Consider the following 26,998-nt stretch of genomic DNA (forward strand, 5'->3'; position numbering starts at 1 on the left):
TTGCCTTGCGGGGTCTGCGGTTCTTTCGACTGCGGGCCGGTGGGGGCTGGTCGCGCCCACGCGGCGGAGCCGCATATAGATACAGCCCCGCGCCCCTGAAGGGGCGCTCACCTCACGCAAGTTTCAGCACGCCGTCGGTCGGTGTGCCGGTCACCCATACCCTCTCTCGGGAGTTCATCATGTCCGGAGCTTTCTTCAACTCGCCCTCGTCTCTTAGTCGTCGGGGCTTTCTCGTCGCCGCTGGTGCGCTGTCGTTGGCCGCCTGTGGTGGGGGCAGTGGCGGTACGAGCGGCTCGTCCAGTAAGCCGGTCGGTCAGGCCGACATCGACAAGGCGATGAAGACGCCGACCCAACTGACGTTCTGGACCTGGGTTCCGAACATCGACAAGGAGGTCGCGCTCTTCGAGAAGAAGTACCCGGCCGTCAAGGTCAAGGTCGTCAACGCCGGTCAGGGGACGCCTCAGTACACCAAGCTGCGGACCGCGCTGAAGGCGAACAGCGGTGCGCCGGACATGGTGCAGATCGAGTTCCAGGCGATCCCGACGTTCACCATCACCGACAGTCTGCTCGACCTCCGTCCCTACGGCGCATCCGCGCTCAAGTCGACGTTCGTGGACTGGACTTGGGGCCAGGTCAGTGGCAGCGGCGGCGAGATCTGGGCGATCCCGCAGGACACCGGGCCGATGGGGATGCTGTACCGCAAGGACATCTTCGACCAGCACGGCATCCAAGTGCCCACCACCTGGGACGAGTTCGCGGCAGCGGCCCGCAAGCTGCACAAGGCCGACCCGGACGTCTATCTCACCAACCTCGCGGCCAACCAAGTCGCCGCCTGGCACGGCCTGTTGTGGCAGGCGGGCGGGAAGCCGTACGTCACCTCCGGCAAGAGCGACATCACCGTCAGCGTCGACGACGCGGTCTCGAAGAAGCTCGGCGAGTACTGGGGCACCCTTGCCAAGGACGGTGTGATCGGCGTGGAGCCGGACTTCACCGACGCCTGGTACGCGGCCCTCAACAAGGGCAAGTACGCGACCTGGTTGACGGGTGCCTGGGGTCCTGCCTTCCTCTCCGGTTCGGCGAAGGCCACCTCCGGGAAGTGGCGTGCGGCCCCGCTCCCGCAGTGGGACGCCGCCAAGCCCAGCTCGGGCAACTGGGGTGGCTCCACCACCGCGGTCATCCGCTCCACCAAGAACCCCATCCAGGCAGCGGTGTTCGCCCAGTTCCTCAACAGCGACCCCACCAGCGCCAAGATGTTCGCCACCGAGCAGTTCTTCTTCCCGGCCACCAAACCCCTTCTGACCGAGGCGAGTTTCCTCGCCGACGCGCCCGCCTTCTACGGCGGCCAGAAGGTCAACCAGGTCTTCGCGGACATCAGCGCCCAGGTCGACCCCGCCTTCCAGTGGCCGCCGTTCCTCGACCGGGTGGCCACGGACTGGACCGAGACCGTCGGCAAGTCCCTCGCCGACAAGACCGACACCGTCCGCGCACTCGGCTCCTGGCAGTCGCGCATCACGACCTTCGCCAAGAGCCAGGGCTTCACGGTCAAGGGAGGCTGACGATGGCCACCACCACTACGGCCGTGGCCCGCAGGCGGCACGGCACAACAGGCGCCCTGTTCATCGCCCCGTTCATGGTGCTGTTCCTGCTGCTCTTCCTCGCCCCGCTCGGCTACGCCGCCTACCTGAGCCTCTTCCAGGAGAAGCTCATCGGAGGCTCGACGTTCGTCGGCCTCGACAACTACGTCACGGCCCTCAAGGACCCCCAACTCCTCAAGGGCATAGGCCGAGTTGCCCTGTTCTTCGTCATCCAGGTCCCGGTGATGCTGCTGCTCGCCCTGTGCTTCGCCCTCGCGCTGGACAGCGGCCTGCTACGGCTCGCCCGGGTGATCCGCCTCGGCATCTTCGTCCCGTACGCCGTCCCCAGCGTGATCGCCACCCTGATGTGGGGCTACCTCTACGGCCCCGACTTCGGCCCCTTCGCCCAGATCAGCCACGACCTCCACCTGCCGGCCCCGCACTTCCTCACCGACGGCTGGATGCTCGGCAGCCTCGCGAACATCGTCACCTGGGAGTTCGTCGGCTACAACATGATCATCCTGTACGCCGCGCTGCGCACCATCCCCGCCGAGCTGTACGAGGCGGCGGCCATGGACGGCGCCGGCGCCTGGCGGATCGCCTGCTCCATCAAACTCCCGGCGCTGCGCCCGGCGTTGACCCTCACCGTCCTGTTCTCGGTTATCGGCAGCTTCCAGCTCTTCAACGAACCGAAGCTGCTCATGAGCGTCGCCCCGGACGTCATCGACAGTTCCTACACCGCCAACCTCTACGCCTACTCCGTCGCGTTCATCAGCCAGCAGACCAACTACGCGGCCACGGTGTCCTTCATCCTCGGACTGGTCATCGTGATCGTGTCGTACGCCTTCCTGCTCACCGCGAACCGCAGGAGGACCGCATGACCACCGTGACGCCCACCGCCTCAACCACCCCGGCGGCGAAGCGAGTTGACACCGAGCCCCGCGTGCCGCACCGGTCGTCGACCCGGCGTCGCAGCACCCCGCTCACCATCGCGATGCTGGCCGTCCTGGCGTACTTCCTGCTGCCCCTGTTCTGGCTGCTGATCGCCTCGACCAAGAGCACCCAGGACCTGTTCAACAGCTTCGGCCTGTGGTTCTCGCACGCCCCGCAGTTGCTGTCGAACGTCAAGGCCACCTTCACCCAGGACGACGGAGTGTTCGGCCGCTGGCTGCTCAACACCGTCCTCTACGCCGGGGCGAGCGCGCTCGGTGCTGCGCTGCTCGCGGCGGCGGCCGGCTACGGCTTCGCCAAGTACCGCTTCCGCGGTCACGGCGCCGCGTTCAACCTGGTTCTCGGCGCCATCATGATCCCGACCACTGCGCTGGCGATCCCGACCTACCTGCTCTTCGCCAAGGCGGGCCTGGTGAACACCCCTTGGGCCGTCATTCTGCCCTCCCTCATCAGCCCGTTCGGCCTCTACCTCATGCGGATCTACGCCGAGGACGCCGTCCCCGACAGCCTCATCGAGGCCGCCCGCATGGACGGCGCCGGAGAGTTCCGGATCTTCTGCACCATCGGGCTACGGCTGCTCGCCCCCGGCCTGGTGACGGTCATCCTCTTCACGCTCGTCGCCACCTGGAACAACTACTTCCTGCCGCTGATCATGCTCAACGACCCGAACCTGTACCCCATCACGGTCGGGCTCTCCTCCTGGGCCGCCCAGGCGCAGAACGGCGGCGCCGGAGCCAGCAGCGACATGCTCGCCCTCGTCGTGACCGGCTCCCTGATCTCGATCATCCCGCTCGTCCTGGCCTTCCTGCTGCTCCAGCGGTACTGGCAGAGCGGCCTGGCGACCGGCGGCGTCAAGCAGTAACCCCCACAGCGCCATCCCCCCAACACCCCCTGTACTCCGGAGGTTTGTCCATGGCGGATCTGCCCGCCCGCGTTCTGTTCGGTGCTGCCTACTACCACGAGTACTACCCCGCGTACGGCCCGGACGTACGGCCCGACGAGCAGCTCAAGACCGACCTCGACCTCATGGCAGAGGCGCACTTCACCGTCATCCGGATCGGCGAGTCGGTCTGGTCGACCTGGGAGCCCGAGAATGGTCGCTTCCAACTCGACTGGCTGCAACCGGTGTTGGACGGTGCCCACGAACGCGGCATCTCCGTCATCCTCGGCACCCCCACCTACGCCGTACCGCCGTGGCTGGCCCGTCAGTACCCGGAGATCACCGGCGAGCGGCGCACCGGCGAGCGCATCGGCTGGGGCGCCCGGCAGGAAGTAGACTTCACCCACCCCGCGTTCCGCTTCCACGCCGAGCGGATCATCCGGAAGGTCGTCGCCCGGTACGCCGACCACCCGGCCGTCATCGGCTTCCAGGTCGACAACGAACCGGGCCTGGAGCTGTTCCACAACCACGGCGTCTTCCAGCGCTTCACCGACCATCTGCGCGAGAAGTACGGCGACGTCGAGACCCTCAACCGCGAGTGGGGCCTGGTCTATTGGTCCCACCGGCTGTCCACCTGGGCCGACCTGTGGACCCCGGACGGCAATGTACAGCCCCAATACGACGTCGCCTGGCGGGAGTTCCAGGCCCGCCAGTGCACCGAGTTCATCGGCTGGCAGGCCGACATCGTCCGCGAGTACGCGCGCCCCGAGCACTTCGTCACGACCTGTATCTCCTACACCCGCCCGGCAGTTGAGGACGACGAGCTCACCGACCGCCTCGACATCGCCACGGGCAACCCGTACTACGACATGCAGGACGGCCTGCTCCTGCCCGACCCGACCCCGGACACCCACGAGCAGAAGTGGAAGACCACCGGCGTCTGGTCGCTCTACCAGACCGCCGACTGGATGTTCTCCTCCCGCCAGGAGCCGTTCCTGGTCACCGAGACCAACGCCAACTCCATCGGCATGGCCTGGGACAACCGCCCCGCCTACGACGGCCAGTGGCGCCAGGCCGCCTGGGCCCTCGTGGGCCGCGGGGCCCGCATGATCGAGTACTGGCAGTGGCAGACCCTGCGCTTCGGCGCCGAGACCTACTGGGGCGGCGTCCTCCCGCACAGCGGCCGACCGGGTCGTACCTACGCCGAACTCGCCCGGCTGGGCGAGGAGTTCGAGGCGCTAGGACCGCTCGTCGCCGGTCTCGAACCGGACGCCGACATCACGATCGTCTACTCCACCCCCAGCAAGTGGCTGATGCAGAAGCACCCGCCCCTCGCGACCCCGGACGGCGAACCGGACCCCGCCGCCTACCACCGCATCCTCGACCCCTTCTACCGAGGCGCCTTCGACGCCGGACGCCAGGTCCGCGTCGTCCACGCCCGCCAACTCCACGACCCGCGCGGCGAACGCGAAGGCGTGGCCCCGGAAGAGGCCGCCCGCCGCCACCCCGTGCTCGTAGTTCCCGCCCTGTACCTGGCCGACGACACCACGCTCGACTGGTTCGCCGCCTACGCGCGGGCCGGCGGTCACCTGGTCCTCGGCCCCCGCACCGGCTACGCCGACCACGAGGCACGCGCCCGGCACGAACCGGCCCCCGCCCGCCTCACCGACGCGGCGGGAGTGTCGTACGACGAATTCAGCAACCTCGCGCAGGCCGTGCCCGTGCGACCCGTGCCCGGCAGCCCGCTCGCGCTGCCGGAGACCGCGACAGCGACGCACTGGGCCGACGGCCTGACCGTCGCCGACGCCGAGGTCCTCGCGACGTACGAGCACCCGCACTTCGGGCGTTGGCCCGCCGTGACCAGCCGCCGTCACGGGGAGGGGCAGGTCACGTACGTCGGCACCGTGCCCGGCCGTGATCTCGCCCGCGCGCTGGCCGAGTGGCTGGCCCCGGCCGCCCGGAGCGGGTGGGGCGATCTGCCCGCGTCCGTGACGGCGACGACCGGGACCTCGCCCGACGGTCGTCGCGTGCACATCGTCCACAACTGGAGCTGGGAGCACGCCCGTTCGGCTGTCCCGGTCGATCTCGCCGACGGCCTGGACGGCACGGCCTTCCCCACGGGCGCGGTGCTGGAGCTCGGCCCGTGGGACGTACGCGTACTCGTTTCCCCGATCGACGCGAAGGAGTAGCTGTGCGAAGAAGCAGAGCGGTGAAGGCGCTGGGTACGTTCGTCGGGGCGGCGGCGATGCTGGCGGCGCCCATGGCCACCGGTGCGCAGGCGTACAACCCGACGGGCGGAATCCTCTATCAGCTCGGCAGCGAGCCGTGTCTGAAAGGGCGGGGCAACTGCGCCGTCTACCCGAAGTCGGCCCAACTGCCCGGCGGGCGGCTGGTCGCGTCGTTCGAGAAGTCCACCGTTGTGTCGGGTACGGGCAGTGCCGACGGGCAGACGCTCCCGGTGTACAAGAGCGACGACCACGGGACGAGCTGGCAGCCGCTGTCGGAGGTCAAGGCTCCCGCGTATCTCTCCAAGGACCCCAAGTACGCGAAGTACACCAGCAATTGGACCAACCCCTACCTCTACACGCTTCCGCAGAACGTCGGAAAGCTGAGGCGGGGCACGCTGCTCCTGGCGAGTGTCGTGTCGGGGGACGACGCGTACTACAAGGAACACAAGGCGGCCGACCCGAACTGGACGCCCTCCAACGACGGTGACCGCAGCGACCTCGCCATCGCGCTGTACTCCAGCACCGACGGCGGCGCGTCCTGGAAGGTCGTCAACGTCATCGCGACCGGCGGCTGGCAGGGCGGCAGCGCGGGCGCGATCGGACGGAACGTCGCCACGGCCAACACGTACCAGCAGGTCGACCCCATCTGGGAGCCGTACTTGATGGTCTACAAGGGCCAACTCGTCTGCTACTACTCCGACGAGAACGACTACACCGGCTTCGACGCGACCACCGGCGTCCCGACCCGCGACCCCGCCAACGACACCGCCACGGACTCACACGGACAGATCCTCGCCCACCGCACCTGGAACGGCCGCAGCGCCCAGTGGAGTGGACCCGTCGTCGATGTCGCCGGACTGACCCAGAGCATGGGCGACGGCAAGACCGAGATCGGCGGCGGGCGGCCGGGCATGACGAACGTCGTGCGAACCACGGACGGCAAGTGGCTGCTCACGTACGAGTACTGGGGCGGCGGAGCCAACACCCGGTACCTGCTTGCCGACAACCCGCTTGATTTCTACCGGAGTTCGGCGACCGGCGATGCCGTCACCTCGTTGCCCGTCGACACCGGTTCCCATCCGCTCGCGACGGGTGGCAGCCCTGTCGTCATCAGGCTGCCCGGGGGAGGCCTGGTCTACAACGCGGCCGGCAGTGGCAACGTCTGGGTCAACAAGAGCGGTCGTAGCGACGGGGTTTGGAAGGAGTACCAGACGACCTCGCGGGCCGGATACAGCCGCGATCTGCAGTACGTCGATGGCACCGGACGCATCGCGATCCTCAACAACCAGGGGACTTCGACGATCGCCTACGCCGAGGTCGACCTCGGGCGCTCGAAGGGGGCCTACTACCGGTTGGTGAACCGGAAGACCGGTCAGGTGATCGGCACCGGCGGGAAGTCGAACGACGCGAACATCGGCAACGGGGACGTCCCCGATGTCGTCCTGGAAGCCCGTGGTTCCGCTGCGGACCGGGACACCCAGTACTGGCACGTGGTGACCGAACCCGGCGGTGGGGTAACGCTGTTGAACAAGGCGGGCGGCCGGGCGGCGGCGATCTGGACCGGCAACGCGACGGTCGGACAGCGGATCGGACAGTGGGTCGACAACAGTGCCACCGGCAGCTGGAACCTGGTGAAGACCGGTGACGGGTTCTATCGCTTGCAGGCGGTCAAGAACACGAGCCTGTACCTGACCGGTGCGTCCGACGGGGCGTCGCTGACCCTGCAGAACACGGCGGCGGACGGTTCGCAGGAGTGGAAGCTCGTGCGGTAGAGCGGAGGACGGGTCGGCCGGCTTCCGGGGTGAACTGCCGGTCGGCCCAGTACCGTTGGGGACATGAGGGTTCGTCACAAGGCGCGGGTCGTGCTGCTCGACGACGGTCATCTGGTGTTCCTGAAGCGGGGCTGGCCCGGCGGCGATCCGTACTGCACGACCGTCGGCGGGAGCGTCGAGCCCGAGGACGCGGACCTCGAAGCGGCCCTGCGCCGCGAGGCGTTGGAGGAGATCGGGGCCACGATCGGTCCCGCCACCGAGGTCCTGACCCTGACCGAACCGCGCGGGACGAGCACCGTCGTCCAGCACTACTTCCTCGCCGATCTGGTGGACATGGACCTGGACCTCCGCCATGGTCCCGAACTCGACGACCCCGACACGGGCCTCTTCGAACCGGTCCGGGTCGCGTTGAACCGTCCGGCCGTGGCGGCCCTCAACCTCCAGCCCGCCGAGCTGGCCGACTTCGTGCTCGCGCATGTCGAGACCTGGGGCGCCTGACACCCGCACGGTGGTCACAACACCTTGAGCTGGGTGAGGAGTTGGAGGGTGTCGGTGTTGACCCAGTACTCCACGAACCTGCCGTCCCGCATCCGGAGTGTGTCGGTGCCGGTGAACGTGACCACGGTCCCGGGCTCGGCCTTGGCGCCGGGGAAACCGCCCGCGTAGGTGCCGGTGGCGGTCCACCTTATGGACGCGTAACGACCGTCGACCAGCGGGGTGACCTGCTCGGTGAAGCGCAGGTCCGGGAACGCCGCGCGGGTCTGCTTGATCCACGCGACCAGCCCGTCGGCGCCCCGGATCGAGCTGCCGTCGCCGCCGTCGAGGAGTGCGGCGTGGACGCGGAAGGCGGGGGAGATGATGCCCGTCGCCCGGTCGTAGTCGCCGTTCCAGAGCCGGAGCCAGTCGTCGAGCATCGCCTTCGGCCGCTGTGCGCCCTCGTGGTGGCTCTGGACGGCTGTGATCGCCGTCGTCGAGGGGGACTTGGGTGACGCGTCCGAGGCGCTGGCGGTCATGGCGGTGCAGACCAGGGCGGCGAGCGCCGCCGGGACGAGGAGCCGGGCGCGGGGACGGCGGGTGGTGCGGGCGGGCGCGACGGTGGTCATGGCAGGTCCTTCCGAGAGAGGTGAGGGAGAGGGGAGGGCGGAGTGCGTCACGGCGTCAGGACGACCTTGCCGGTGACCGTGCCGGACTCGGCCAGGCGCAGGGCGTCCGAGACGCGGGCGAGCGGGAGTCGGGCCGCGATCTGCGCGTTGACCTCACCGCGCTCGAGGGCCGCGAAGACCTGGGTGAGGTCGGCGCGGAGCTGGGCGCGGAACTTGTTCTTGTTCAGGGCGCGCCCGGCCCAGACGTTGAAGAAGTAGGCGTGACGGCCGTTCGGCAGCGCGTTCCACGTCCAGACCCGGCCCAGGATCTTGAGCACGGGCAGCTGCTTGGAGCCCTCGTCGTCGCGGGTGGAGGCGCTGCCGTAGGAGACGAGCGTGCCGCCGGGGGCGAGGAGGTGCCAGGACCGGACGACACTGGGGCCGCCGACGTGGTCGAAGACGGCGTCCACGCCGCGCGGGGAGAGCTCGCGGACGCGGGCCGCGAGGTCCGGGGTGCGGTAGTCGATGGGCTCCACGCCCTGCTCGCGGAGCGCGTCGTGGTGGCGCGGGGACGCCGTGCCGATCACGTGCACCCCTGCGGCGTGGGCGAGTTGGACCAGGACGGTGCCCACCCCGCCGTTCGCACCGTGCACCAGGATCGTCTGGCCGGCGCGGACGCGGGCCTTGCGGTGCAGCATCTGCCAGGCGGTGATGCCGTTCACGACCACCGTCTCCGCCTCGGCCGCGCCGATCCCCTCGGGCACCGGCACCACGTCGGCCGCGTCGACCAGCACATGGCTGGCCCAGCCGCCGACCTTGACCAGCGCGGCCACGCGGGTGCCGACCAGGCCGGGCTCGACGCCCGCGCCGGTGCTCTGGACGGTGCCGACCAGGTCGTAGCCGGGGACGAAGGGGAACGGGGGCTGGTCGTAGTACTTGCCGCGGCGCATCTGCTGCTCGGCGAAGGAGACCCCGGTCGCCTCCATCCGGATCACGACCTGGCCGGGGACCGCGACCGGAACGGCCCCGTGCCGGACCTCCAGGCCTTCCGGCTCCACCTTGCCCGGCAGGACGACCTCGACGAGTGCGTCGGTGGTGTTGTCCACGTGGTTCGTGTCGTCGGTGCTGTTCATGGTGACCTCCACTGCGATCCGCTGCGAGCTAGGTGCTTTCGTTTTCGTTATAAGTTGTAACTCACGCGAGAAGGGGTCGTCAATAGCAATCGTGATAGCTTCTAACTGAAGCGTGAACATGTAGTCGAGTGGGAGTGGAAGGCGGCCGGTCATGGCGGAAACGGGCACGAAGACCCCGCGCGAGCGCTATCGCGACCAGGTGCGCGCGGAGGTCAAGGAACACGCGCGGGAACAGATCGCCACGGCGGGCGCCTCCGCGCTCTCCCTCAACGCGATCGCCAAGCGGATGGGCATGAGCGGCCCCGCCCTCTACCGCTACTTCGCCAGCCGCGACGACCTGATCACCGAACTCATCCGCGACGCCTACCGCAGCCTCGCCGCCACCTTCCGCACGGCCGCTGAGTCGGGCACCGACCTGCCCGGACTGGCCCACGCCCTGCGCGACTGGGCCCACGCCGACCCGCAGCGCTACTTCCTCATCTACGGCACACCCGTCCCTGGCTACCACGCGCCCGACGACATCACCGGCATCGCGTCCGAGATCATGGCGGCCTTGCTGGACGCGAGCACGGAGCTGCCCGCTGACGGTCCCACGACCCCGTTCGAGGTCGACCTGCAGGCCCATCGGCACTGGGCGGGCGACCACCCCGCTCCACCCGCGGCCCTCCACCGCGCCCTGACCTTCTGGACCCGTCTGCACGGCGTCCTGTCCCTGGAACTGGCGGGCCACTTCACGGGCATGGGGTTCGACCCGGAGATGTTCTTCGACTCGGAACTGGCCGCGCTGTCGGCGTCGTAGGCCGGTGAGGTGCGACGGTCGTGATTCCCGTACGCTTCCGCGTCTCCGGTTGGCCGGGCGCCGGTGGGGTATTTCCGCCGTGCGACGGTGCAGGCGGGTCGAAGACGGACTGATGGCCATTCCGGTTGGCGGGGGCGCGATGTCGAGGATGAGCCAGGAGACACGTGACGCGGCGGTGCGTGCCGCCGGGGAGGCCGGGCTCGGTGAGCTGAAGGCCGTCTACGACCGCTCCCGGTTCGGCGCGTGGGTCCTCGGGGTGTCAGGCTGCGTTTTCGTGGCCTTCCTGTTGCCCGTCGTCGTGATCGACACCGTCGACGACGGCGTGTCCGGCAAGACGTACGCGGGGGTCGTCATCTGCCTGGGGATGATCGTCGGAATGTCGCTCGCCGCCCGCGTCGTGTCGCGGAACTCCGAGGGCGGCATCGTCCACTTCGAGGGCGGGGTGGTCGAGACCTACGGCGCGGGCAGCGAGACGGTCTGTGCCTGGCGCGACGTCACCGAGGTCCGACGACTGTCCAGGAACCCGATCTTTCCCACGACGTACGCCATCACCGCCGGGGGACGCCGACTCACGGTCGGACGCGACGAGTTCACCCGCTGCCGACCGCTGCTGAAGGACATAGCGAAACACCGGAATTGAGGCCCCCAGGGGTGCCCGGAACGGGGTCGTACGCGGCTTCGGCGGGCCCTCGGACACGCTCCGGGTGTGGTGCGCGACGGCTGCGCCGCCCGCCTCCCGGCACGTCTTCACCTGCCCGTGTGCGGCCTCGGCGTAGTGGCTCTGACCTGGTGTTTTCCTTGAATCCGCCTACGCTGGGGTGATCAACCGAACGCCGTGGGAGGGGTCTTCGTGGGTGCGGAAGGTATGGAGTACGACGCTGCTCACATCAAGGTGCTGGAAGGCTGGGAAGCCGTCCGGAAGCGGCCCGGGATGTACGTCGGCTCGACCGGTGAACGCGGGCTGTACACCCTCGTGTTGGGTGTCGTCGACCGGGCCGTGGGCGAGGTCCTGGCGGGCCGCGCCGGCTCCGTCGACGTGACGCTCACGGCGGACGGCGGTGTGCGGGTCGCCGACGACGGGACGGGAGGTGGTGGGCCCCATGGCCCGGACCTCGAAGCGCAGTTGACCAGTTTCCAATTGGTTCCCGGCCCCATCGGCCGGCACACCGCGGTCGTCGCCCCCTTCAGCATGGGGCTCTTCGTCTCCAACGCCCTGTCGAGTCGGCTCACGGCCGAGGTGCGGGGCGAGGGGACCCGATGGGCCAAGGAGTACGCGCGCGGTGTCGAGGTCGAACAGGCCGACGCCGAGGGGCCGTTGACCGGAGAGGGGACGACCATCTCCTTCTGGCCCGACACCGAGATCTTCGAGACGACATGGCTCTCGTTCCCCGTGCTGGCGGAGCGATTCCGTCAACTGGCGTTCCTCAACCGGGGCTTGGCCGTCTCGCTGACCGATGAACGCCCGGCGAACGGGGTTCGGAGGGTGCTGTACCAATTCCCGGACGGAGTACGGGACTTCGTGGCCGCCCTCGACGCGGAAGCGGGGGCGTGCCCCCATGCGGACGTCTTCGGCTTCGAGCGGGAGGACACGAGAATGGCGGGGACGATGGAAGTGGCCCTGCTGTGGGGGTACTCCCACAGCGCGCAGACACGCGGCTTCGCCAACAGCCTGGCCACTCACGAGGGCGGTACGCATCTGGACGGCTTCCGCGAGGGAGTGGTGGACGCGGTCACCGCGTTCGCACGGGAACGGGAGCTGCCGGGCGCGTCCGACCTCGATGCCCGCACCGACCGTATCGTCGAGGGGCTCACCGCGGTCGTGTCGGTGAAGCTCGACCAACCCGAATACCTCGGCGCCACCCGCACGTTGCTGGGCAACACCGACGTGCGGGTCTGCGTGGCGGAGGCCGTCCGGGAACACCTCGGCACCTGGTTCGAGGAGCGGCCGGAGCGGGCCGCGCGCGTCGTCGCCGGGATCGTACGAGACAGCGGCCAGGACTGACACCCGCGGGCGGTCCGTCCGGAACGACTCGGCTGCCGGTGCGGGAGACCAGTCCCCGCACCGGCTCAACTCACCGCCTCCAACAGGGCGATGACGTAGGCGTCCAGCCGCTCCTCCACAGCCCGCGTCGTCAGCTCGCCCAGCCCCGCCTCCCGCCACGGCTGAGCCACCGGCCCCACACCGGACCCGAACGCCAGCGCGTCCAGCAACCGCCAGTACAACCGCCCGCGGCCGCGGCCAGAACCCCGCCTGCCTCCTCGTACGCCTCGGGGAACCGCAGACCCCAGGCAGGGCCGTGCAGCAGCGCGAGGTTGGTGGAGCAGTGCGCCACATCCAGGTCCGCCGGTCCCCAGGAGGTCTGCACCCAGTCGACGACGCCGCTGATGCCGAGACCTGCCCCGTTGCGGGACGGCACGTCGAACAGCACGTTCCCGGGGTGGAAGTCCCGGTGCAGGAACCGTCCCTCGTACCGGGGCGCGGCTTGCGGATGACGTCGGTCGCCGCGGCCCAGGCCACCGCGTCGGCGCCGTGCGGAGGGACGACGGCGTCGGCGGTCGTCCACGCCTGGTACTCCTGGGGCCGGTCGGCGGGGCGCAGGGCGTGGATCGCCACGAGTTGCCGGGCCAGCAGGGGGACACGCGCCTCCAGTCCCTCGTCGGCGAGGACCGTCCGGCCCGGCAGACGGGTCATGAGGAGCGAGGGGTACTCGCAGTGCGCGGCGCCCGGATCCACCGCGACCGGTGCGGGAGCCGGCACGTCGGTGTCCGCGAGCAGGGCGACGGCGTCGGCCTCGCGGTGCAGCAGGTCCTCGGCGTGCTCCACGAAGTACGGGTCGACGAAGGTCCGCAGCACGAGGTGACGGGTGTCTCCGTCCTGTGTACCGATGGTCAGCCGCCGCATCTCGGCGGTGATGCCGCACCACGCATGCCACTGGGCCACCCCTTCGTCCTGTTCCTAGGGCAGTGGCAGCGACCGCAGGATGTGGTGGACCATCGTTTCGATGACGACGTAGTCCGGGTCGCCTCCCGGCAGGACGAACGCCGGGTACGCGCTGCCCACGGTCTCCGGGTAGGCCGGTGACATGCGGGGTGCGGCAGCACCTTTCGCGTGCGGTCCGGCATGCAGGTCGATGCTGATCATGTGTCCCTGGGTGGCACGGTCGTTGCGGGGGGTGAAGGTCAGGAGCCGCCCGCCGACCAGGCGGACCTGATCCGTGCTCGTGTAGTAACTCCACAGTCTCTTCGGGTGGTTGAGGTCGTAGGCGTTCCAGTCCCCGGCGCTGGAATCCTCCGGACTGACCTCGAAGAGCATCAGCACACCGTCGGCCGAGATCAGAGCGCGTTCGGGTTTGTCGTCGGTGGCCTTGGCGGTGGCGAGTGGCCGGAGGTCGCCCGGGTCGAGCCGCTGGAGGGGCGGAAAGCTGTCCTCGGTCGTGTACGCGCTGCCCGAGCAGACGAGGTAGCCGCCGCCGGCGATGAGGTGCGGGCACTTGGTGCCCGGGGTGGTGGTCGCGAGCGCGTCGCCACTGCGGGCGTCGCGCGCCGTGACCTTCGAGGAATCGGTCGTGTAGACGCGCCCGCCGAACGCGGCCGGGCTTTCGGAGCGCTTGGCGTCCACCGTCCTGTGCCAGAGCGTCGTACCGTCGGACTCCCGGTAGGCGCCGAGCGCGACGCTCGGCTCGCGGTCGAAACTGGTCCACGCGTCGAGCGCGTAGACGATTCCCTCTGCCGTGACGAACTGGGTGTACACGCGGTCGGCGGGCAGCGGGCGGGACCAGGCCGCCTTGCCGGTGCGGAGGTTCGCGGCGCGCAGGGTGCGGCCGCCGTTGGTCACCGCGCGTTCGGCGGCCTTGTCCACGACGAGTCCGAGGTTCTTGCCGGAGGTGGTGGTGGGCACGGTCCAGGTGACCCCGCCGTCGGTCCGGGACCGCCCGACGAAACCGTCCGCGCCGGTGGCGCACACGACCTGGTGGGCCGTGGCACCGCAGACCTGTACCCCCTCCGAGCCGGAGAGGTCCTTGGTCCAGGCACGCCACGGGCCCTGGGCGCCGCCGGAGCTCTGCGTCGCGGCGGAGGCCGACGCGGAGGCGGACGGGGACGCGGTCGTCGTCTCCGCGGACCGCGCGTCCCCGGAGCCCGAACAGCCGACCGCCATCACCCCGAACAGGACCGCACCCATCACCCCGTGCGCCATCCGAACCCGTCGCATCAGCCACCCCCGTCGTGTGAGGCGCCCATGTTTCCAGACGCCGCGTCGCACGCACCACGTCAGCGCACACCCTGTCGGCGACCGCGACAGACGGCGGAGTGATGACCCGACCGGCTGGTCCTCCGAGCCGGACGGTGTGGCGGCACGGCAGGTGGGGCCGCGTTGGGGACACTCGCGGTCCGGCGCCGCGCGGGCGGCGGATCCCCTGTCTGGCTGGAGAAACGTGGTGCGACTTCCCCTGCTTCGGGCCGCTCTGGCGGCCTCGGTGCTCGTGGCGTCCGGAGCGGCCGCCGCCCCGGTCCGGGCCGACGGGACGTCCCGGCCCCGGGCCGTCGACGATCTCGCGCGGTACGTCAACCCGTTCGTCGGCACCGCCCCCGGCGGCCCCGACTTCGGCCACGGCGGCGGCGCGGGCAACACCTTCCCGGGCGCCTCGGCACCGCTCGGCGGGATGCAGTGGAGCCCCGACACGGTGACGTACCAGCACGGCGGCTACTCCTACGGCGACAACCGCATCCGCGGCTTCAGCCTCGCGCACATCTCCGGAGCGGGCTGCGCGGCCTACGGCAACGTCCCCTTCATGCCCACGCAGGAGACCGCACCGCCGGCGTACGCCACGTTCTCGCACGCCAACGAGCAGGCGGCGCCCGGCAGTTACCACGTCACCTTCGACAACGGCATCGGCACCGACCTCACCACCACCCAGCGCTCGGGCATCGCCCGCTTCACCTACCCGGCGAGCGACACCCGCCCCGCCGCCGTGAGCATCGACGCGGCCAAGGCGTTCACCGCGGCCACCGGATCCGTCGACATCGGCGCCGACACGCTCTCCGGGTACAGCGACAGCGGCGCCTTCTGCAAGTCCAAGAACCGCTACCGGCTCTACTTCCACGCCACCTTCGACCAGCCCTTCGCCGAGGCCACCCACCCCGACGGCAAGGCGGGCTCGGCCATGGTCACCTTCGCCCCCGGCGTGCGCACGGTGACCGCCCGGGTCGGCGTCTCCTTCGTCGACGTCGAGGGCGCCCGCCGCAACGCGCTCAACGAGCAGAAGGCGCAGTCGTACGACACGATCCGGCAGGCCGTGCGCGATGACTGGAACGGGTGGCTCAACCGCGTCACCGTCGGCGGCGGCACGGACACCCAGCGCCGCGTCTTCTACACCGCGCTCTACCACGCCCTCCTGCACCCCAGCGTCTTCAGCGACACCGACGGCCGCTACACCGGCATGGACGGCGTAGTCCACCGCACCCGGGCCGGACACGTCCAGTACGCAAACTTCTCCGGCTGGGACGTCTACCGCTGCCAGGTCCAGCTGCTGGCGCTGCTCGCCCCGCGCGAGGCCTCCGACATCGCGCAGTCCGTCCTCAACCAGGGCCTGCAGGCCGGGTACTTCGACCGCTGGACCCTCGCCAACGGCGGCAGCGGCGTCATGGTCGGCGACCCGCTGCCCGCCATCGCGTCCGCGATCCACGCCTTCGGCGGTACCGACTTCGACGCAACCACCCTGCTGCGTACGGCCCTTGCGGACCGCCAGGACAACCGCCAGCGTCCCGGACACACGCAGTACGACACCCTCGGCTACGTCCCCGCCGGCACCAAGGGCGTCTGGGGCTCGGTCTCGACCACCCTCGAGTACGCCGTCGCCGACTACGCGCTCGCCCAACTCGCCTACCGTCTCGGTGACTTGACGTCCTACGACACCCTGCTGCGGGCCTCCGGGAACTGGCGCAACCTGTTCAACCCCGCGACCGGGTACATCCAGCCCCGGGCCGCCGACGGCACCTGGCCGGCCTTCACCCCGGCCCAAAAGACGGAGTACGTGGAGGGCAACGCGGCGCAGTACACGTGGATGGTGCCGCAGGACCTGCCCGGCCTGTTCGCGGCGATGGGGGGTGACGCGGCCGTCACCGCCCGCCTCGACACCTTCTTCAGCAACCTCAACGCGGGCGCCGACCAGCCCTACGCCTACCTCGGCAACGAGCCCTCGTTCGGGACCCCTTGGGCCTACGCCTCCGTCGGCCACGCCGACCGCGCAGGGGCCGTCACCCACCGCGCGCTGTCCACGCTGTTCACCGACGCCCCCGGCGGACTCATCGGCAACGACGACCTCGGCGCCATGTCGTCCTGGGCGGTGTGGGCGAGCCTCGGCCTGTACCCGGAGGTCCCCGGCACCGCCCAACTCGCCCGCTCGGAGCCCCTGTTCAGCACCGCCACCGTCCACCGGGGCGACGGCACCTCGCTCACGGTCGGCGCCGGGGCGCGCGGGCACTCACGTCGATAGCGGAGTCCGCACGGGACGGGCCGCGGGGCCGGGAGCGGCCGTCACCTCGGTCGGCTTGAGCGCACCGTGCGGCCCGTCGCACTCCACCACCACCCGCACCGGCGCGCCGCACTCGGTGTGCCGTACGTCGAGAACCGGCCCCTCGGGGTCGGCGGCGTACGTCTCGCCCCACTGGCGCAGGGCCATGAGGATCGGCCACAGGTCGCGGCCCTTGCTCGTCAGCCGGTACTCGTGCCGGGTGCGGCTCCCCGCCTGCTGGTAGGGCACCGTCGTCAGGATCCCGGCCGCCACCAGCTTGCGGAGCCGGTCGGCGAGCACCGCGTCCGAGAGCCCGATATGGCGCCGGAAGTCGTCGAAGCGCCGGACCCTGATGAACGCGTCCCGCAGGATCAGCAGGGTCCACTTCTCGCCGACGAGATCGAGCGTGCTCTGGACCGGGCAGTTCTCCGTGCTCACGTCGAGCCATTCCATGCGGCCAGCGTAGCCACCTGGCTCTGTCATTGACAGTCAGCTGCGGGCACATCTAGCTTCTTTTCAGGAAGCCAGCTGGGAGGTAGCGCCGTATGGGACGGTCACGCACGTACGAGTGGGAGGACCCGGGGGTCTCGGCAGCCGCCGTAGGACAGTCCACGGGGCTGGAATTCCTGCGGGAACTGATCGGCGGGCGGCTGCCCGCGCCGCCCATCGGGGCCACCCTGAACTTCACGCTCGACGAGGTGGAGCACGGGCGCGCGGTGTTCTCGCTGATACCGGGGGAGGAGCACTACAACCCCATCGGCAGCGTGCACGGCGGGGTCTACGCCACGCTGCTCGACTCCGCGGCCGGGTGCGCGGTGCAGTCCACGTTGCCGCAGGGCATGGGGTACACGTCGCTGGACCTGACCGTGAAATTCCTGCGCCCGATCACGGCCGACACCGGGCGCGTCCGTGCCGTGGGGACCGTGCTGAACGGCGGACGGCGTACCGCGCTCGCCCAGGCCGAACTGTTCGACGAGAAGGACCGGTTGCTCGCGCACGCCACGAGCAGCTGCCTGCTGTTCCCCGTCCCGGGTGCCTGACCCCGGAACGGCGGAAATCCGCCTGTCCCCCGCGCAGGCGGATCCGTACCGTCAACTCCCTTGATCCGTACGGTCGCAGGCGCTGGCGGAATGGTGTGCAGTCTGCCGGGCGCGGCGGCCGTGGTGGTATGGGGAGAAGTACGTACGTGGACGTGACACACGCGGGATCGTGAGGGCGTATGACGGGCGGGCCTGCCGGGGCGTACGAACGCATGCTGGCGGTCGCGGTGGCGGCGCTGCACGAACGGGAACCCGAGCGGTTGTGGCCGCTGGTGGCCGCGGCGCTGCCGGGGCTGTGCGGGGGCGAGGCGCTGATCTACAAACTCGGTGAGTGGACGGACCGGAGTGGCTCGATGGGCCTGTCGCCTGCCGCCGCGGCGCACCTCGGGCGGATCGACGACGATGCGATGGCGGTGCTGCGACGGGGGTATCCCTTCGCGGATCACTACGCCGGGGCGGGTGCCGGTGGCGGTGGCGTCCGTCGGCCGGGGACCGCGTATCGGATGGCGGGGAAGGGGTGGGCGCGGAGCCGTACGGCGGGGACGATCAGTCGGTTGATGGACGCCGACCACGTCCTGGCGATACCTCTGCCTGGCACGGGTACCCCGGTCACTGGGTGCCTTGTGTACCGCGCGGGCGCGGACTTCAGCGAGGACCAGGTGCGGGCCGCCGAGGAGTTGCAGCCCCTGTTGGCCGGTGTGGAGCAGCAGCGGCAACTTCTTGAGCGCTGGCGGGCGACGGCGGCTTCGCCGGAGACGCGGGAGGAGATGCCGGCGGACTCTCGGCTCACGCCTCGGCAGGTCGCCGTTCTGCTGCTGCTCGCCGATGCGATGACGGCCTCGGCGATTGCTCGTCGGCTGGGGATCTCCGTGCGTACGGTGCACAAGCATGTGGAGGGGGTGTATCGGAAGCTGGGGACGCGGGATCGGGTGAGTACGGTGTTGCGGGCGCAGGAGATGGGGTTGCTGCCTCGGCGGGTGGGGCGTTGATCTGGGTTGTCCAGTGGGTGCGGGTCGGTGGGGGCTGGTCGCGCGGTTCCCCGCGCCCCTGTGGGACCTGGCTTCGCCGGTCCTTGACGGGTGTGCCTCAGCGTGTGCAGCCCGCCCCGCCCACTGCCCCGAACGCCCTCGATGTCCGATGATCGTTGTGGATACCCGGGGCCCCGAGGCCCGTTCACGGCATCGACAGGAGCTCACTTCCGTGGTTTACGACATTTCCGCTCTGCGCGCCCTGTTTCCTGCCCTGAGTGGTGGGCCCGCTCATTTCGACGGTCCCGGTGGTACGCAGACGCCGCGGCCGGTCATCGAGGCCATTACCGAGGCGTTGGCGAACCCGCTCTCGAACCGGGGCCAGGTGACCGCGGGAGAGCGGAACGCCGATGCCATCGTCACCGGGGCGCGCGAGGCCATGGCCGATCTCCTGGGGGCGCGGGCCTCGGGGGTCGTGTTCGGCCGTAGCGCCACGCAGCTCACCTACGACTTCTCCCGCACTCTCGCCGCGACCTGGTCGCCCGGGGACGAGGTCGTCGTCACCCGTCTCGATCACGACGCCAACATCCGGCCCTGGATCCAGGCCGCCGAGCGGGTCGGCGCCACTGTCCGCTGGGCGGACTTCGATCCCGCGACCGGCGAGCTGACCCTGGACCACCTCCGCGCCGTTCTGTCCGACCGCACCCGGCTGGTCGCCGTCACCGCCGCCTCCAACCTGATCGGCACCCGGCCCGCGATCACTGAGATGGCTCGGCTGGCTCATGAGGTGGGGGCGCTGGTCCACGTCGACGGCGTCCACTACACCGCGCATGCCCTCGTCGACATCGGCGAACTCGGCGCGGACTTCTTCGTGTGCTCGCCCTACAAATTCCTCGGCCCTCATCACGGCGTCCTCGCCGCCCGGCCCGAACTGCTCGAAACCCTGCGGCCGGACAAGCTGCTGCCGTCCTCCGACGTGGTACCCGAGCGTTTCGAACTCGGCACGCTGCCCTACGAGTTGCTCGCCGGGACGAGGACCGCGGTCGATGTCCTCGCCGGGCTCGACACGGACGCCGGCGGCAGTCGTCGCGAGCGCCTGGCCGCGAGTCTCGCCGCGCTGCACCAGCACGAGGAGACCCTGCGTACGCGCATCGACCAGGGGCTCGCCGCCCTGGACGGGATCACCGTCCACTCGAAAGCGGCCGACCGGACGCCCACGGTGCTCCTGACCCTGGACGAAGCCTTCGGCGCCCAGGCCACGCAGGACGCGTCCCGCTTCCTGGCGGAACGGGACGTCTACGCGCCCGCCGGTTCCTTCTACGCCATCGAGGCCTCCCGCCGACTCGGCCTCGGCGACTCCGGCGGCCTGCGGATCGGCCTCGCGCCCTACACCAGCGTCGAGGACGTCGAACGGCTCCTGGCCGGACTGGAGCTGTTCCTGAAGTCAGTCGGCTCCGGGCATCGAATCCCGCCGCGGGAAGTCCGCGCCGACCGTGACCTCACGCCAGCTCTCGAAGGTGCTCCTGAGGGAGTCGAGCTTGGCCGTGGCGATGTCGTACGCGGCCCGGCCCAACAGGAGCCGTGACGGGGGTACTTCGGCCGTGACCGCGTCGATGACGGCCTGTGCCGCGCGGGCCGGGTCGCCGGGCTGGTTGCCGTAGGTGGCCAGGGTGCTGGTGCGGCGGGCGCCCGCGGTGGGGGCGTAGTCGGCGATGGTCGTGGCGGACTGGCGCATGGAGGGTCCCGACCAGTCGGTGCGGAACGCGGCGGGTTCGACGATCGTCACCTTGACGCCCAGCGGGGCGAGTTCGGCGGCCAGCGACTCGGAGAGGCCCTCCACGGCGAACTTGGAGGCGTGGTAGTAGCCGGTGGCGCCGAACCCGACCAGGCCGCCGAGCGAGGAGACGTTCACGATGTGACCGGACCGCCGGGCGCGCATGCCCGGCAGTACGGCCTTCGTGGTGTCGACCAGGCCGAACACGTTGGTGTCGAACAGGGCGCGTACCTCGGCGTCCTCGCCCTCCTCCACGGCGCCGAGATAGCCGTAGCCCGCGTTGTTGACCAGCACGTCGATCCGCCCGAAGGCGGACTGCGCGCGTGCGACCGCCGCGCTGATCTGCCCGGGGTCGGTGACGTCCAGGGCCAGCGGCAGGGCCCGTTCGCCGTGCCCCGCGACCACGTCGGCGACGGCGCGCGGGTCCCGGGCGGTGACCACCGCCCGCCAGCCACGCTCCAGTACCGCGCCGGCCAGTGCCCGGCCCAGGCCGGAGGAGCAGCCGGTGATGAACCAGACGGGGGAATCAGCGCACGCCATACGGGAGTTGTCCGTTCTCTTCGACCGTGGTTCGGGGGTCTTGTCGGGCGTCATGTCGGAAGTCCTGGGATTCGGTGGGGCGAGAAGTCGCCGAGCAGCGCCAGCGACTGTGCTTCGGCGCTGCCTGGTGCGGCCCGGTACACGACGAGATGCTGGCCGGGGGCGCTGTTCACGGAGAAGGTCTCGAAGGCCAGCGTCAGATCGCCGGCCAGCGGGTGGTGGAAGCGTTTGGCCGAGGCCGACTTGGCCCGTACCTCGTGGCGCGCCCACATCCGGGCGAAGTCCCGGTCGGCCAGGGACAGTTCATCCACCAGGGCCCGCAACTCCCTGTCGTCGGGGCCGGGGTTGGACGCCCGCAGCGCGGCCACGCATCCCTGCGCGACCACGGTCCAGTCACGGTAGAAGTCCCGGGCGGCCGGGTTCAGGAACATCGCTCTGATCAGGCTTGTCTCGTCACCGAGCCACGAGAACAGCGCCTCGCCAAGGGAGTTGACGGCCAGCAGGTCGAGGTGGCGGCCGTAGACCAGGGCCGGTGTGTCCGGCCAGGCGTCCAGCAGGGACACCAGGTGTGGGCCCGCGTACTCCCTGGCGGTTGGGGGCCCGCCGTGCCGCGGTGGATCGACGAGGGCGCGCAGATAGGCGGTCTCCTCGTCCTTCAGCAGCAGGGCGGCCGCCAGGGCCCGCAGCACCTGGGAGGAGGGACGGTGCTCGCGTCCTTGCTCCAGCCGTACGTAGTAGTCGGTGCTCACTCCGGCCAGGACCGCGATCTCCTCACGGCGTAGACCGGGCGTACGGCGCACCCCTGCGGGCATGCCGTGGTCCTCGGGGCGCACCAGCGCGCGCCGGGCCCTCAGGAACTCGCTCAGCCGGTTCTTGTCCATGCCGACCAACGTAGGAGCGAAGCGCGGAGGGAGGGTGGCCCTGGTGCACCCACCTTGGCGGGACGGATCTCAGGGGCGGCGGGCGGCGATCACCGCCGAGGTGGACGGGGTGGTGAGTACCTCGGTCGCGTCGAGGGACGGGTGCGTGAGGTAGAACAGGCGCAGTTCGTCGACCTCGTCGCCGTGACGTGGTGGCCAGTGCGGTGACGGGGTGAAGTCGTCCAGGACGAGGAGGCCACCGGGGGCGAGGAGATCGACGACCCGCTCGGGGTCCTCGCGCTTTCCGCCGCCGTCGCAGAAGAAGACGTCGAAGGGGGCGTGCCGCTCCAGCAGTCGCCAGTCCCCGGTGAGGACGCTGACGCGGTCGTCGTCCGCGAAGACACCGGCGGCCCGCCGGGCCAGCTCCTCGTCACGCTCCACGGTGACCAGACGGGCACCCGCGCCGAGCCCGCTGTGCAGCCAGGCGGCGCCCACGCCCGTGCCGGTGCCGCTCTCCGCGACGACGCCGTGCGGTTTCGAGGCGGCGGCCAGCTTGAGCAGCCTGCCGACCTCGGGGATACAGCTCCACGTGAAGCCCAGCTCGGAGGCGGCACGCTCCGCGGCCACCACACGGGACGGTACGGCCCGCTCTGCCATGAGCACGGACTCCCTTCAGTACGGACTCGCCTCGGCGCGCACGTGAAGCTATCCGCCGGCAGCCGCCGCCCGTCAAGTCCGGATGAGGGAAAAAAGACGTGCCCGATGAAGGATTAATGATGGTTTTGACCTCTTCAACAATGCCCTGCGCCGCACCTACCGTTACGCCCATGTGAACGGCCCGGCGACCGACTGATCAGCGCGCTTGTGGTCGGCCTTGACGGGTTTCTGGAGGGAGAGGGCGATGGAGCCTGCGGCGACCCCGGCGGTGGCCGGCCTCGTCATGCCCCCGCACCTCGCCAGCGCCTCCGGGACGGTGCCGCGCGCCCGCGACCCGTTCGGCCCGCCACCCGCCGCTGCCCGTTCATCCCGACGTGGTTCCCGCCCCTCGCCCCACCCCGACCGGAATCTCAGAAAGGCCACAGCATGACCACCTCCCCCCAAAACAGGATCGCCGGTGCCCCCATCTCCTGGGGCGTGTGCGAAGTCCCCGGCTGGGGCTACCAGTTGACGCCCGAGCGGGTACTGAACGAGATGCGCGAGGTCGGCCTGGCCGCCACCGAGTTCGGCCCCGAGGGGTTCCTGCCCAGCGCGCCGGACGCCATGGCCCGCACCCTCGCCGACCACGACCTGCACGCAGTCGGCGGCTTCACCCCGCTGCTGCTGCACGTGCCCGGCCACGACCCGCTGCCCGAGGCCGAGCAGCTCCTGGCGGGCTACGACGCCTCGAAGGCGGAGGTGCTGGTGCTGTCCGCCGTCACCGGCCAAGACGGCTACGACTCCCGCCCCGAACTCGACGCCGACGGCTGGAAGTTGCTGCTGTCGAACCTCGACCGGCTCGCCTCGCTGGCCGCCGAGCGCGGTGTCCGCGCCGTCCTGCACCCGCACGTCGGCACGATGATCGAGAACGGCGACGAGGTCCGGCGCGTCCTGGAGCACTCGGCGATCTCCCTCTGCCTGGACACCGGCCACCTCCTCATCGGCGGCACCGACCCGGCCGAGCTCACCCGGCAGGCCCCCGAGCGCATCGCCCATACCCACATGAAGGACGTGGACGCCTCCCTCGCCGCCAAGGTCCAGGACGGACAGCTCAGTTACACCGACGCCGTGCGCAAGGGCATGTACCGCCCGCTCGGCGCCGGGGACGTGGACGTCCAGGCCATCGTCACCCACCTCAGCGCACGCGGTTACGACGGCTGGTACGTCCTCGAGCAGGACACCATCCTCACCGAGGAGCCCAAGGCGAAGGGCCCGGTCGAGGACGTGTGGGCCAGTGCCGAGCATCTGCGCTCGGTGCTGCGCGGTGTCGCGTAGCCGTATGCGGGCCTGATGTGCTTTTGATGTGTTCCGAGGGATTGACCGATGCGCGAGGTCCATTTCAGAATGCCGGAGCGATCGGGTGCCTTTTCTTTGTGAACTCCAGGAATCGGACCACGAGGGATCCAGGAAACAGAAATGACCGCTGACCAATTTCTGGCCACCTGCTGGACCACGGCGGGCGACGCGGCTCCCGATGAGGCGGATCAACGCAGTCCGTTGAATCTGCGGGACCGGGTGGAGGCGGCGCGCGACGCCGGATTCACCGCCTTCGGACTGCTCTACGCGGACCTGGTGGAGGCCGAGCGTGAATACGGGATCGCCGGGATCCGGTCCCTTTTCGAGGACAACGGGATCAGCCATGTCGAACTGGAGCTGCTGACCGACTGGTGGGCCGACGGACCCCGGCGGGCCGCGTCGGACACCGTCCGGGTCGGCATGCTGAGAGCCATCGAGGCGCTCGGTGCCCGCACCTTCAAGATCGGCCCCGACGTGGCGGACGAACCCTGGGAACTCGACGTCTGGGCCAAGGAGTTCGCCGTACTCGCCGCACAGGCCGACGGGGTGGGCGCCCGGCTCGGGGTCGAACCGCTGCCCTGGTCCAACCTCAGGACGGTGCACGACGGCCTACGGCTCGTGGAGGCCGCCGGCCACCCCGCGGGCGGCCTCATCATCGACGTCTGGCACACCGAGCGCGCCCATACCCCGCCGGCCGAGCTGGCGGACGTGCCGGGTGCGCGGATCGTGGGCGTGGAACTCAACGACGCACACAGCGAGGTCGTCGGCACGCTCTTCGAGGACACCGTCCACCGCCGACTCCTGTGCGGAGAGGGCTCGTTCGACCTGCCGGGCATCGTCGCCGCACTTCGTACGGCCGGTTTCCGGGGCCCCTGGGGCGTGGAGATCCTCTCCGACGCGCACCGCGCGCTGCCGGTGCGGGAGGCCGCCGCGGCGGCATATCGGAGTGCCGCGGCACTCGTGAACTAAAAAGGGCCACAGGGGTGGCGGGAGCGAAACCACGGTCGTTCCCGCCGCCCCTGTTTTCATTTCCATTTCGGTGTACGGGACATGTTTTAGCGGCGGTCGGGAAATTGTTCAGACATCTTGTCGTGATGGATAAATGATGTCATTACAAGCGTTGACCCCGGGGTGGCATGACGGTTCTATCTCGTCATAAGCAACAGCCGTGTTAACGGCATGTGATCCGCAGCCTTCGCTCGGCCAGCCGCTTCTCCGTTTCCCCCGCAGCACAGTGAGGTGCCGGAAAGATGGACCGTACATCCCACCCCCGCTCCCGCAGAATCGTCCCCGTCGTCGCGGCGGCCGCAGCCGCCGCACTGCTTGTGGCCGGCTGCTCCAGCAGTTCCGGAGGCAAGCAGTCCTCGGAGGACACCTCCGGTGTCTCGGCCGGCAAGGCCACCACTCCCCGTATGACGGTCGCGATGATCACGCACGCGGCGCCCGGTGACACCTTCTGGGACACGATCCGCAAGGGCGCCCAGGCCGCCGCCGCCAAGGACAACGTCAAGCTGGTCTACTCGTCCGACCCCAACGGCCCCAACCAGTCGAACCTGGTGCAGAACGCGATCGACCAGAAGGTCGACGGCATCGCGGTCACCCTCGCCAAACCCGACGCCATGAGGTCCGTGATGGCCACCGCCGAGAAGGCCGGCATCCCCGTGGTCGGCTTCAACACCGGTGTGCAGGACTGGAAGAAGCAGGGCCTGCTCGAATACTTCGGCCAGGACGAGAGCATCGCCGGCGAGGCATTCGGCCGGAAGCTCAACGCGGCCGGTGCCAAGCACACCATCTGCGTGATCATGGAACAGGGGCAGGTGGCCCTGGAGGCCCGCTGTGCCGGCGTGAAGAAGACCTTCACCGGCAAGACCGAGATCCTCAACGTCAACGGCACGGACATGCCGTCGGTGAAGTCGACGATCACGGCCAAGCTCCAGCAGGACAAGACCATCGACTACGTGACGACGCTCGGCGCCCCGTTCGCGATGACCGCCATCCAGTCCATCGCCGACGCGGGCAGCAAGGCCAAGCTCGCCACGTTCGACCTCAACAAGGACGCGGTCGGCGCCATCAAGGCCGGCAAGATCCAGTGGGCCATCGACCAACAGCCCTACCTCCAGGGCTACTTGGCCGTCGACTCGCTGTGGCTCTACAAGACGAACGGCAACTACAGCGGCGGCGGCCAGGCCCCCGTGCTGACCGGCCCGGCCTTCGTCGACAAGACGAATGTCGCCAAGGTCGCCGAGTTCGCCGCCAAGGGAACGCGGTGACGCCCATGACCCAGCTCACGGCACCGGCGACGGACTCCCCGTCGCCGGCTCCGCCGGTCCCGCAGACGGACGGGCGGACCTCTGAACGACCTTTGCCGATACGGCTGTTGGCGCGTCCCGAGATCGGTGTCTTCCTCGGTGCGGCCGCGGTGTACGTGTTCTTCCTGATCGCCGCTCCGCCCGTGCGCGAGGGCGCCGCGATGGCGAACATCCTCTACAGCTCGTCGACGATCGGCATCATGGCGCTGCCGGTGGCCCTGCTGATGATCGGCGGGGAGTTCGACCTCTCCGCCGGTGTCGCGGTGATCACGTCGGCGCTGACCGCGAGCATGCTCAGCTATCAACTCACCATGAATGTATGGGTGGGTGTGATCGTCGCGCTGCTGGTGTCGCTGGGGGTCGGCTTCCTCAACGGCTGGATGGTGGTCAAGACCGGGCTGCCGAGCTTCCTGGTCACCTTGGGCACCTTCCTGATCCTGCAGGGTGTGAACCTCGCGGTGACGAAGCTGGTCACCGGCAACGTGGCGACCGACGACATCAGCAACATGGACGGCTTCAGCCAGGCCAAGAAGGTCTTCGCGGCGTCGTTCGACATCGGTGGTGTCGACGTCAAGATCACGATC

Annotated in this window: 25 protein-coding genes and 2 pseudogenes; 17 read left to right on the forward strand and 10 right to left on the reverse strand. The window is 69.8% G+C overall.

Annotation, left to right across the window (positions count from 1 at the left end; translation table 11 throughout):
- Positions 1-179 precede the first annotated feature (179 nt).
- From OO69_RS12255 to OO69_RS12280, 6 genes are all read left to right on the forward strand, one after another.
- Positions 180-1,556, forward strand: a complete 1,377-nt coding sequence (locus OO69_RS12255; protein WP_033280529.1) for an ABC transporter substrate-binding protein — start codon at positions 180-182, stop codon at positions 1,554-1,556.
- A 2-nt stretch (positions 1,557-1,558) separates the two neighbouring features.
- On the forward strand, positions 1,559-2,455 hold the full coding sequence (locus tag OO69_RS12260; protein WP_033280530.1) for a carbohydrate ABC transporter permease: 897 nt from the start codon (positions 1,559-1,561) through the stop codon (positions 2,453-2,455).
- A complete protein-coding gene (locus tag OO69_RS12265) occupies positions 2,452-3,387 on the forward strand; it encodes a carbohydrate ABC transporter permease (RefSeq protein ID WP_033280531.1) in 936 nt (311 codons plus the stop codon). The genes OO69_RS12260 and OO69_RS12265 overlap by 4 nt, the downstream gene beginning before the upstream one ends.
- Positions 3,388-3,437: 50 nt before the next feature.
- Complete coding sequence (locus OO69_RS12270) at positions 3,438-5,594, forward strand: beta-galactosidase (protein WP_033280532.1); 2,157 nt, start codon at positions 3,438-3,440, stop codon at positions 5,592-5,594.
- A 56-nt stretch (positions 5,595-5,650) separates the two neighbouring features.
- Positions 5,651-7,405 (forward strand): RICIN domain-containing protein, encoded by a 1,755-nt coding sequence (locus OO69_RS12275; protein ID WP_051800953.1) that lies wholly within the window; start codon positions 5,651-5,653, stop codon positions 7,403-7,405.
- Positions 7,406-7,468: 63 nt separating this feature from the next.
- Positions 7,469-7,903, forward strand: a complete 435-nt coding sequence (locus OO69_RS12280; RefSeq protein WP_033280534.1) for an NUDIX domain-containing protein — start codon at positions 7,469-7,471, stop codon at positions 7,901-7,903.
- 14 nt (positions 7,904-7,917) lie between these two features.
- Here OO69_RS12280 and OO69_RS12285 read toward each other — a convergent pair whose 3' ends face one another.
- Positions 7,918-8,508, reverse strand: a complete 591-nt coding sequence (locus OO69_RS12285) for an ester cyclase (protein ID WP_199810930.1) — start codon at positions 8,506-8,508, stop codon at positions 7,918-7,920.
- Positions 8,509-8,555: 47 nt separating this feature from the next.
- On the reverse strand, positions 8,556-9,620 hold the full coding sequence (locus OO69_RS12290; protein WP_051800954.1) for a medium chain dehydrogenase/reductase family protein: 1,065 nt from the start codon (positions 9,618-9,620) through the stop codon (positions 8,556-8,558).
- Between the two features lie 151 nt (positions 9,621-9,771).
- Here OO69_RS12290 and OO69_RS12295 point away from each other — a divergent pair, with 151 nt between their 5' ends.
- The 3 genes from OO69_RS12295 to OO69_RS12305 all read left to right on the forward strand — a co-directional run bounded on the left by OO69_RS12295 (position 9,772) and on the right by OO69_RS12305 (position 12,421).
- Positions 9,772-10,419 carry a TetR/AcrR family transcriptional regulator gene (locus OO69_RS12295; RefSeq protein WP_033280535.1) on the forward strand — a complete coding sequence of 216 codons (648 nt, stop codon included), beginning with the start codon at positions 9,772-9,774 and terminating at the stop codon, positions 10,417-10,419.
- 148 nt (positions 10,420-10,567) lie between these two features.
- Positions 10,568-11,059 carry a hypothetical protein gene (locus OO69_RS12300; protein ID WP_033280536.1) on the forward strand — a complete coding sequence of 164 codons (492 nt, stop codon included), beginning with the start codon at positions 10,568-10,570 and terminating at the stop codon, positions 11,057-11,059.
- A 225-nt stretch (positions 11,060-11,284) separates the two neighbouring features.
- Complete coding sequence (locus OO69_RS12305; protein WP_078652389.1) at positions 11,285-12,421, forward strand: DNA gyrase subunit B; 1,137 nt, start codon at positions 11,285-11,287, stop codon at positions 12,419-12,421.
- A gap of 130 nt (positions 12,422-12,551) precedes the next feature.
- On the opposite strand, the gene OO69_RS53700 is transcribed toward OO69_RS12305, so the two are convergent.
- The 3 genes and pseudogenes from OO69_RS53700 to OO69_RS12315 all read right to left on the reverse strand — a co-directional run bounded on the left by OO69_RS53700 (position 12,552) and on the right by OO69_RS12315 (position 14,629).
- On the reverse strand, positions 12,552-12,983 hold the full coding sequence (locus OO69_RS53700) for a phosphotransferase (RefSeq protein WP_324604552.1): 432 nt from the start codon (positions 12,981-12,983) through the stop codon (positions 12,552-12,554).
- A 59-nt stretch (positions 12,984-13,042) separates the two neighbouring features.
- Positions 13,043-13,321, reverse strand: a pseudogene (locus OO69_RS53705) (phosphotransferase); the annotation flags it as partial.
- Positions 13,322-13,375: 54 nt separating this feature from the next.
- Positions 13,376-14,629, reverse strand: coding sequence for a PQQ-binding-like beta-propeller repeat protein (locus OO69_RS12315; RefSeq protein ID WP_033280538.1), 1,254 nt, complete (start codon positions 14,627-14,629; stop codon positions 13,376-13,378).
- 226 nt (positions 14,630-14,855) lie between these two features.
- Between OO69_RS12315 and OO69_RS12320 the strand changes: the two genes are divergently transcribed.
- Positions 14,856-16,913 (forward strand): GH92 family glycosyl hydrolase, encoded by a 2,058-nt coding sequence (locus OO69_RS12320; protein ID WP_033280539.1) that lies wholly within the window; start codon positions 14,856-14,858, stop codon positions 16,911-16,913.
- On the opposite strand, the gene OO69_RS12325 is transcribed toward OO69_RS12320, so the two are convergent.
- Positions 16,902-17,384 (reverse strand): winged helix-turn-helix transcriptional regulator, encoded by a 483-nt coding sequence (locus OO69_RS12325; protein ID WP_033280540.1) that lies wholly within the window; start codon positions 17,382-17,384, stop codon positions 16,902-16,904. The two genes, OO69_RS12320 and OO69_RS12325, sit on opposite strands and share 12 nt — an antisense overlap.
- A gap of 92 nt (positions 17,385-17,476) precedes the next feature.
- Here OO69_RS12325 and OO69_RS12330 point away from each other — a divergent pair, with 92 nt between their 5' ends.
- From OO69_RS12330 to OO69_RS50080, 3 genes are all read left to right on the forward strand, one after another.
- Positions 17,477-17,971 carry a PaaI family thioesterase gene (locus OO69_RS12330; RefSeq protein WP_033280541.1) on the forward strand — a complete coding sequence of 165 codons (495 nt, stop codon included), beginning with the start codon at positions 17,477-17,479 and terminating at the stop codon, positions 17,969-17,971.
- A 179-nt stretch (positions 17,972-18,150) separates the two neighbouring features.
- Positions 18,151-18,960: a helix-turn-helix transcriptional regulator gene (locus OO69_RS12335; RefSeq protein ID WP_033280542.1), complete on the forward strand. Its 810-nt coding sequence runs from the start codon at positions 18,151-18,153 to the stop codon at positions 18,958-18,960.
- A 211-nt stretch (positions 18,961-19,171) separates the two neighbouring features.
- Positions 19,172-20,524, forward strand: a complete 1,353-nt coding sequence (locus OO69_RS50080; RefSeq protein ID WP_234444414.1) for a cysteine desulfurase-like protein — start codon at positions 19,172-19,174, stop codon at positions 20,522-20,524.
- On the opposite strand, the pseudogene OO69_RS12340 reads toward OO69_RS50080, so the two are convergent.
- From OO69_RS12340 to OO69_RS53520, 4 genes and pseudogenes are all read right to left on the reverse strand, one after another.
- Positions 20,414-21,253, reverse strand: a pseudogene (locus OO69_RS12340) (oxidoreductase); the annotation flags it as partial. The gene OO69_RS50080 and the pseudogene OO69_RS12340 sit on opposite strands and share 111 nt — an antisense overlap.
- A gap of 50 nt (positions 21,254-21,303) precedes the next feature.
- On the reverse strand, positions 21,304-22,134 hold the full coding sequence (locus OO69_RS12345) for a helix-turn-helix transcriptional regulator (RefSeq protein WP_033280543.1): 831 nt from the start codon (positions 22,132-22,134) through the stop codon (positions 21,304-21,306).
- Positions 22,135-22,203: 69 nt separating this feature from the next.
- Positions 22,204-22,776 (reverse strand): O-methyltransferase, encoded by a 573-nt coding sequence (locus OO69_RS12350; RefSeq protein WP_033280544.1) that lies wholly within the window; start codon positions 22,774-22,776, stop codon positions 22,204-22,206.
- Positions 22,777-22,932: 156 nt separating this feature from the next.
- Positions 22,933-23,055 (reverse strand): hypothetical protein, encoded by a 123-nt coding sequence (locus OO69_RS53520; protein ID WP_267885200.1) that lies wholly within the window; start codon positions 23,053-23,055, stop codon positions 22,933-22,935.
- Between the two features lie 141 nt (positions 23,056-23,196).
- On the opposite strand from OO69_RS53520, the gene OO69_RS12355 reads away from it, so the two are divergent.
- The 4 genes from OO69_RS12355 to OO69_RS12370 all read left to right on the forward strand — a co-directional run.
- A complete protein-coding gene (locus OO69_RS12355; protein ID WP_033280545.1) occupies positions 23,197-24,084 on the forward strand; it encodes a sugar phosphate isomerase/epimerase family protein in 888 nt (295 codons plus the stop codon).
- A gap of 141 nt (positions 24,085-24,225) precedes the next feature.
- Positions 24,226-25,074, forward strand: a complete 849-nt coding sequence (locus OO69_RS12360) for a sugar phosphate isomerase/epimerase family protein (RefSeq protein WP_033280546.1) — start codon at positions 24,226-24,228, stop codon at positions 25,072-25,074.
- Positions 25,075-25,355: 281 nt separating this feature from the next.
- The gene (locus OO69_RS12365) at positions 25,356-26,375 is read left to right on the forward strand and encodes a sugar ABC transporter substrate-binding protein (RefSeq protein WP_033280547.1); all 1,020 of its coding nucleotides are present in this window, start codon (positions 25,356-25,358) and stop codon (positions 26,373-26,375) included.
- Positions 26,376-26,380: 5 nt separating this feature from the next.
- The coding region (locus OO69_RS12370; RefSeq protein WP_033280548.1) for an ABC transporter permease subunit at positions 26,381-26,998 on the forward strand (618 nt) is incomplete at its 3' end.

This window comes from Streptomyces sp. NRRL F-525 (assembly GCF_000716605.1).
Lineage (GTDB): Bacteria > Actinomycetota > Actinomycetes > Streptomycetales > Streptomycetaceae > Streptomyces.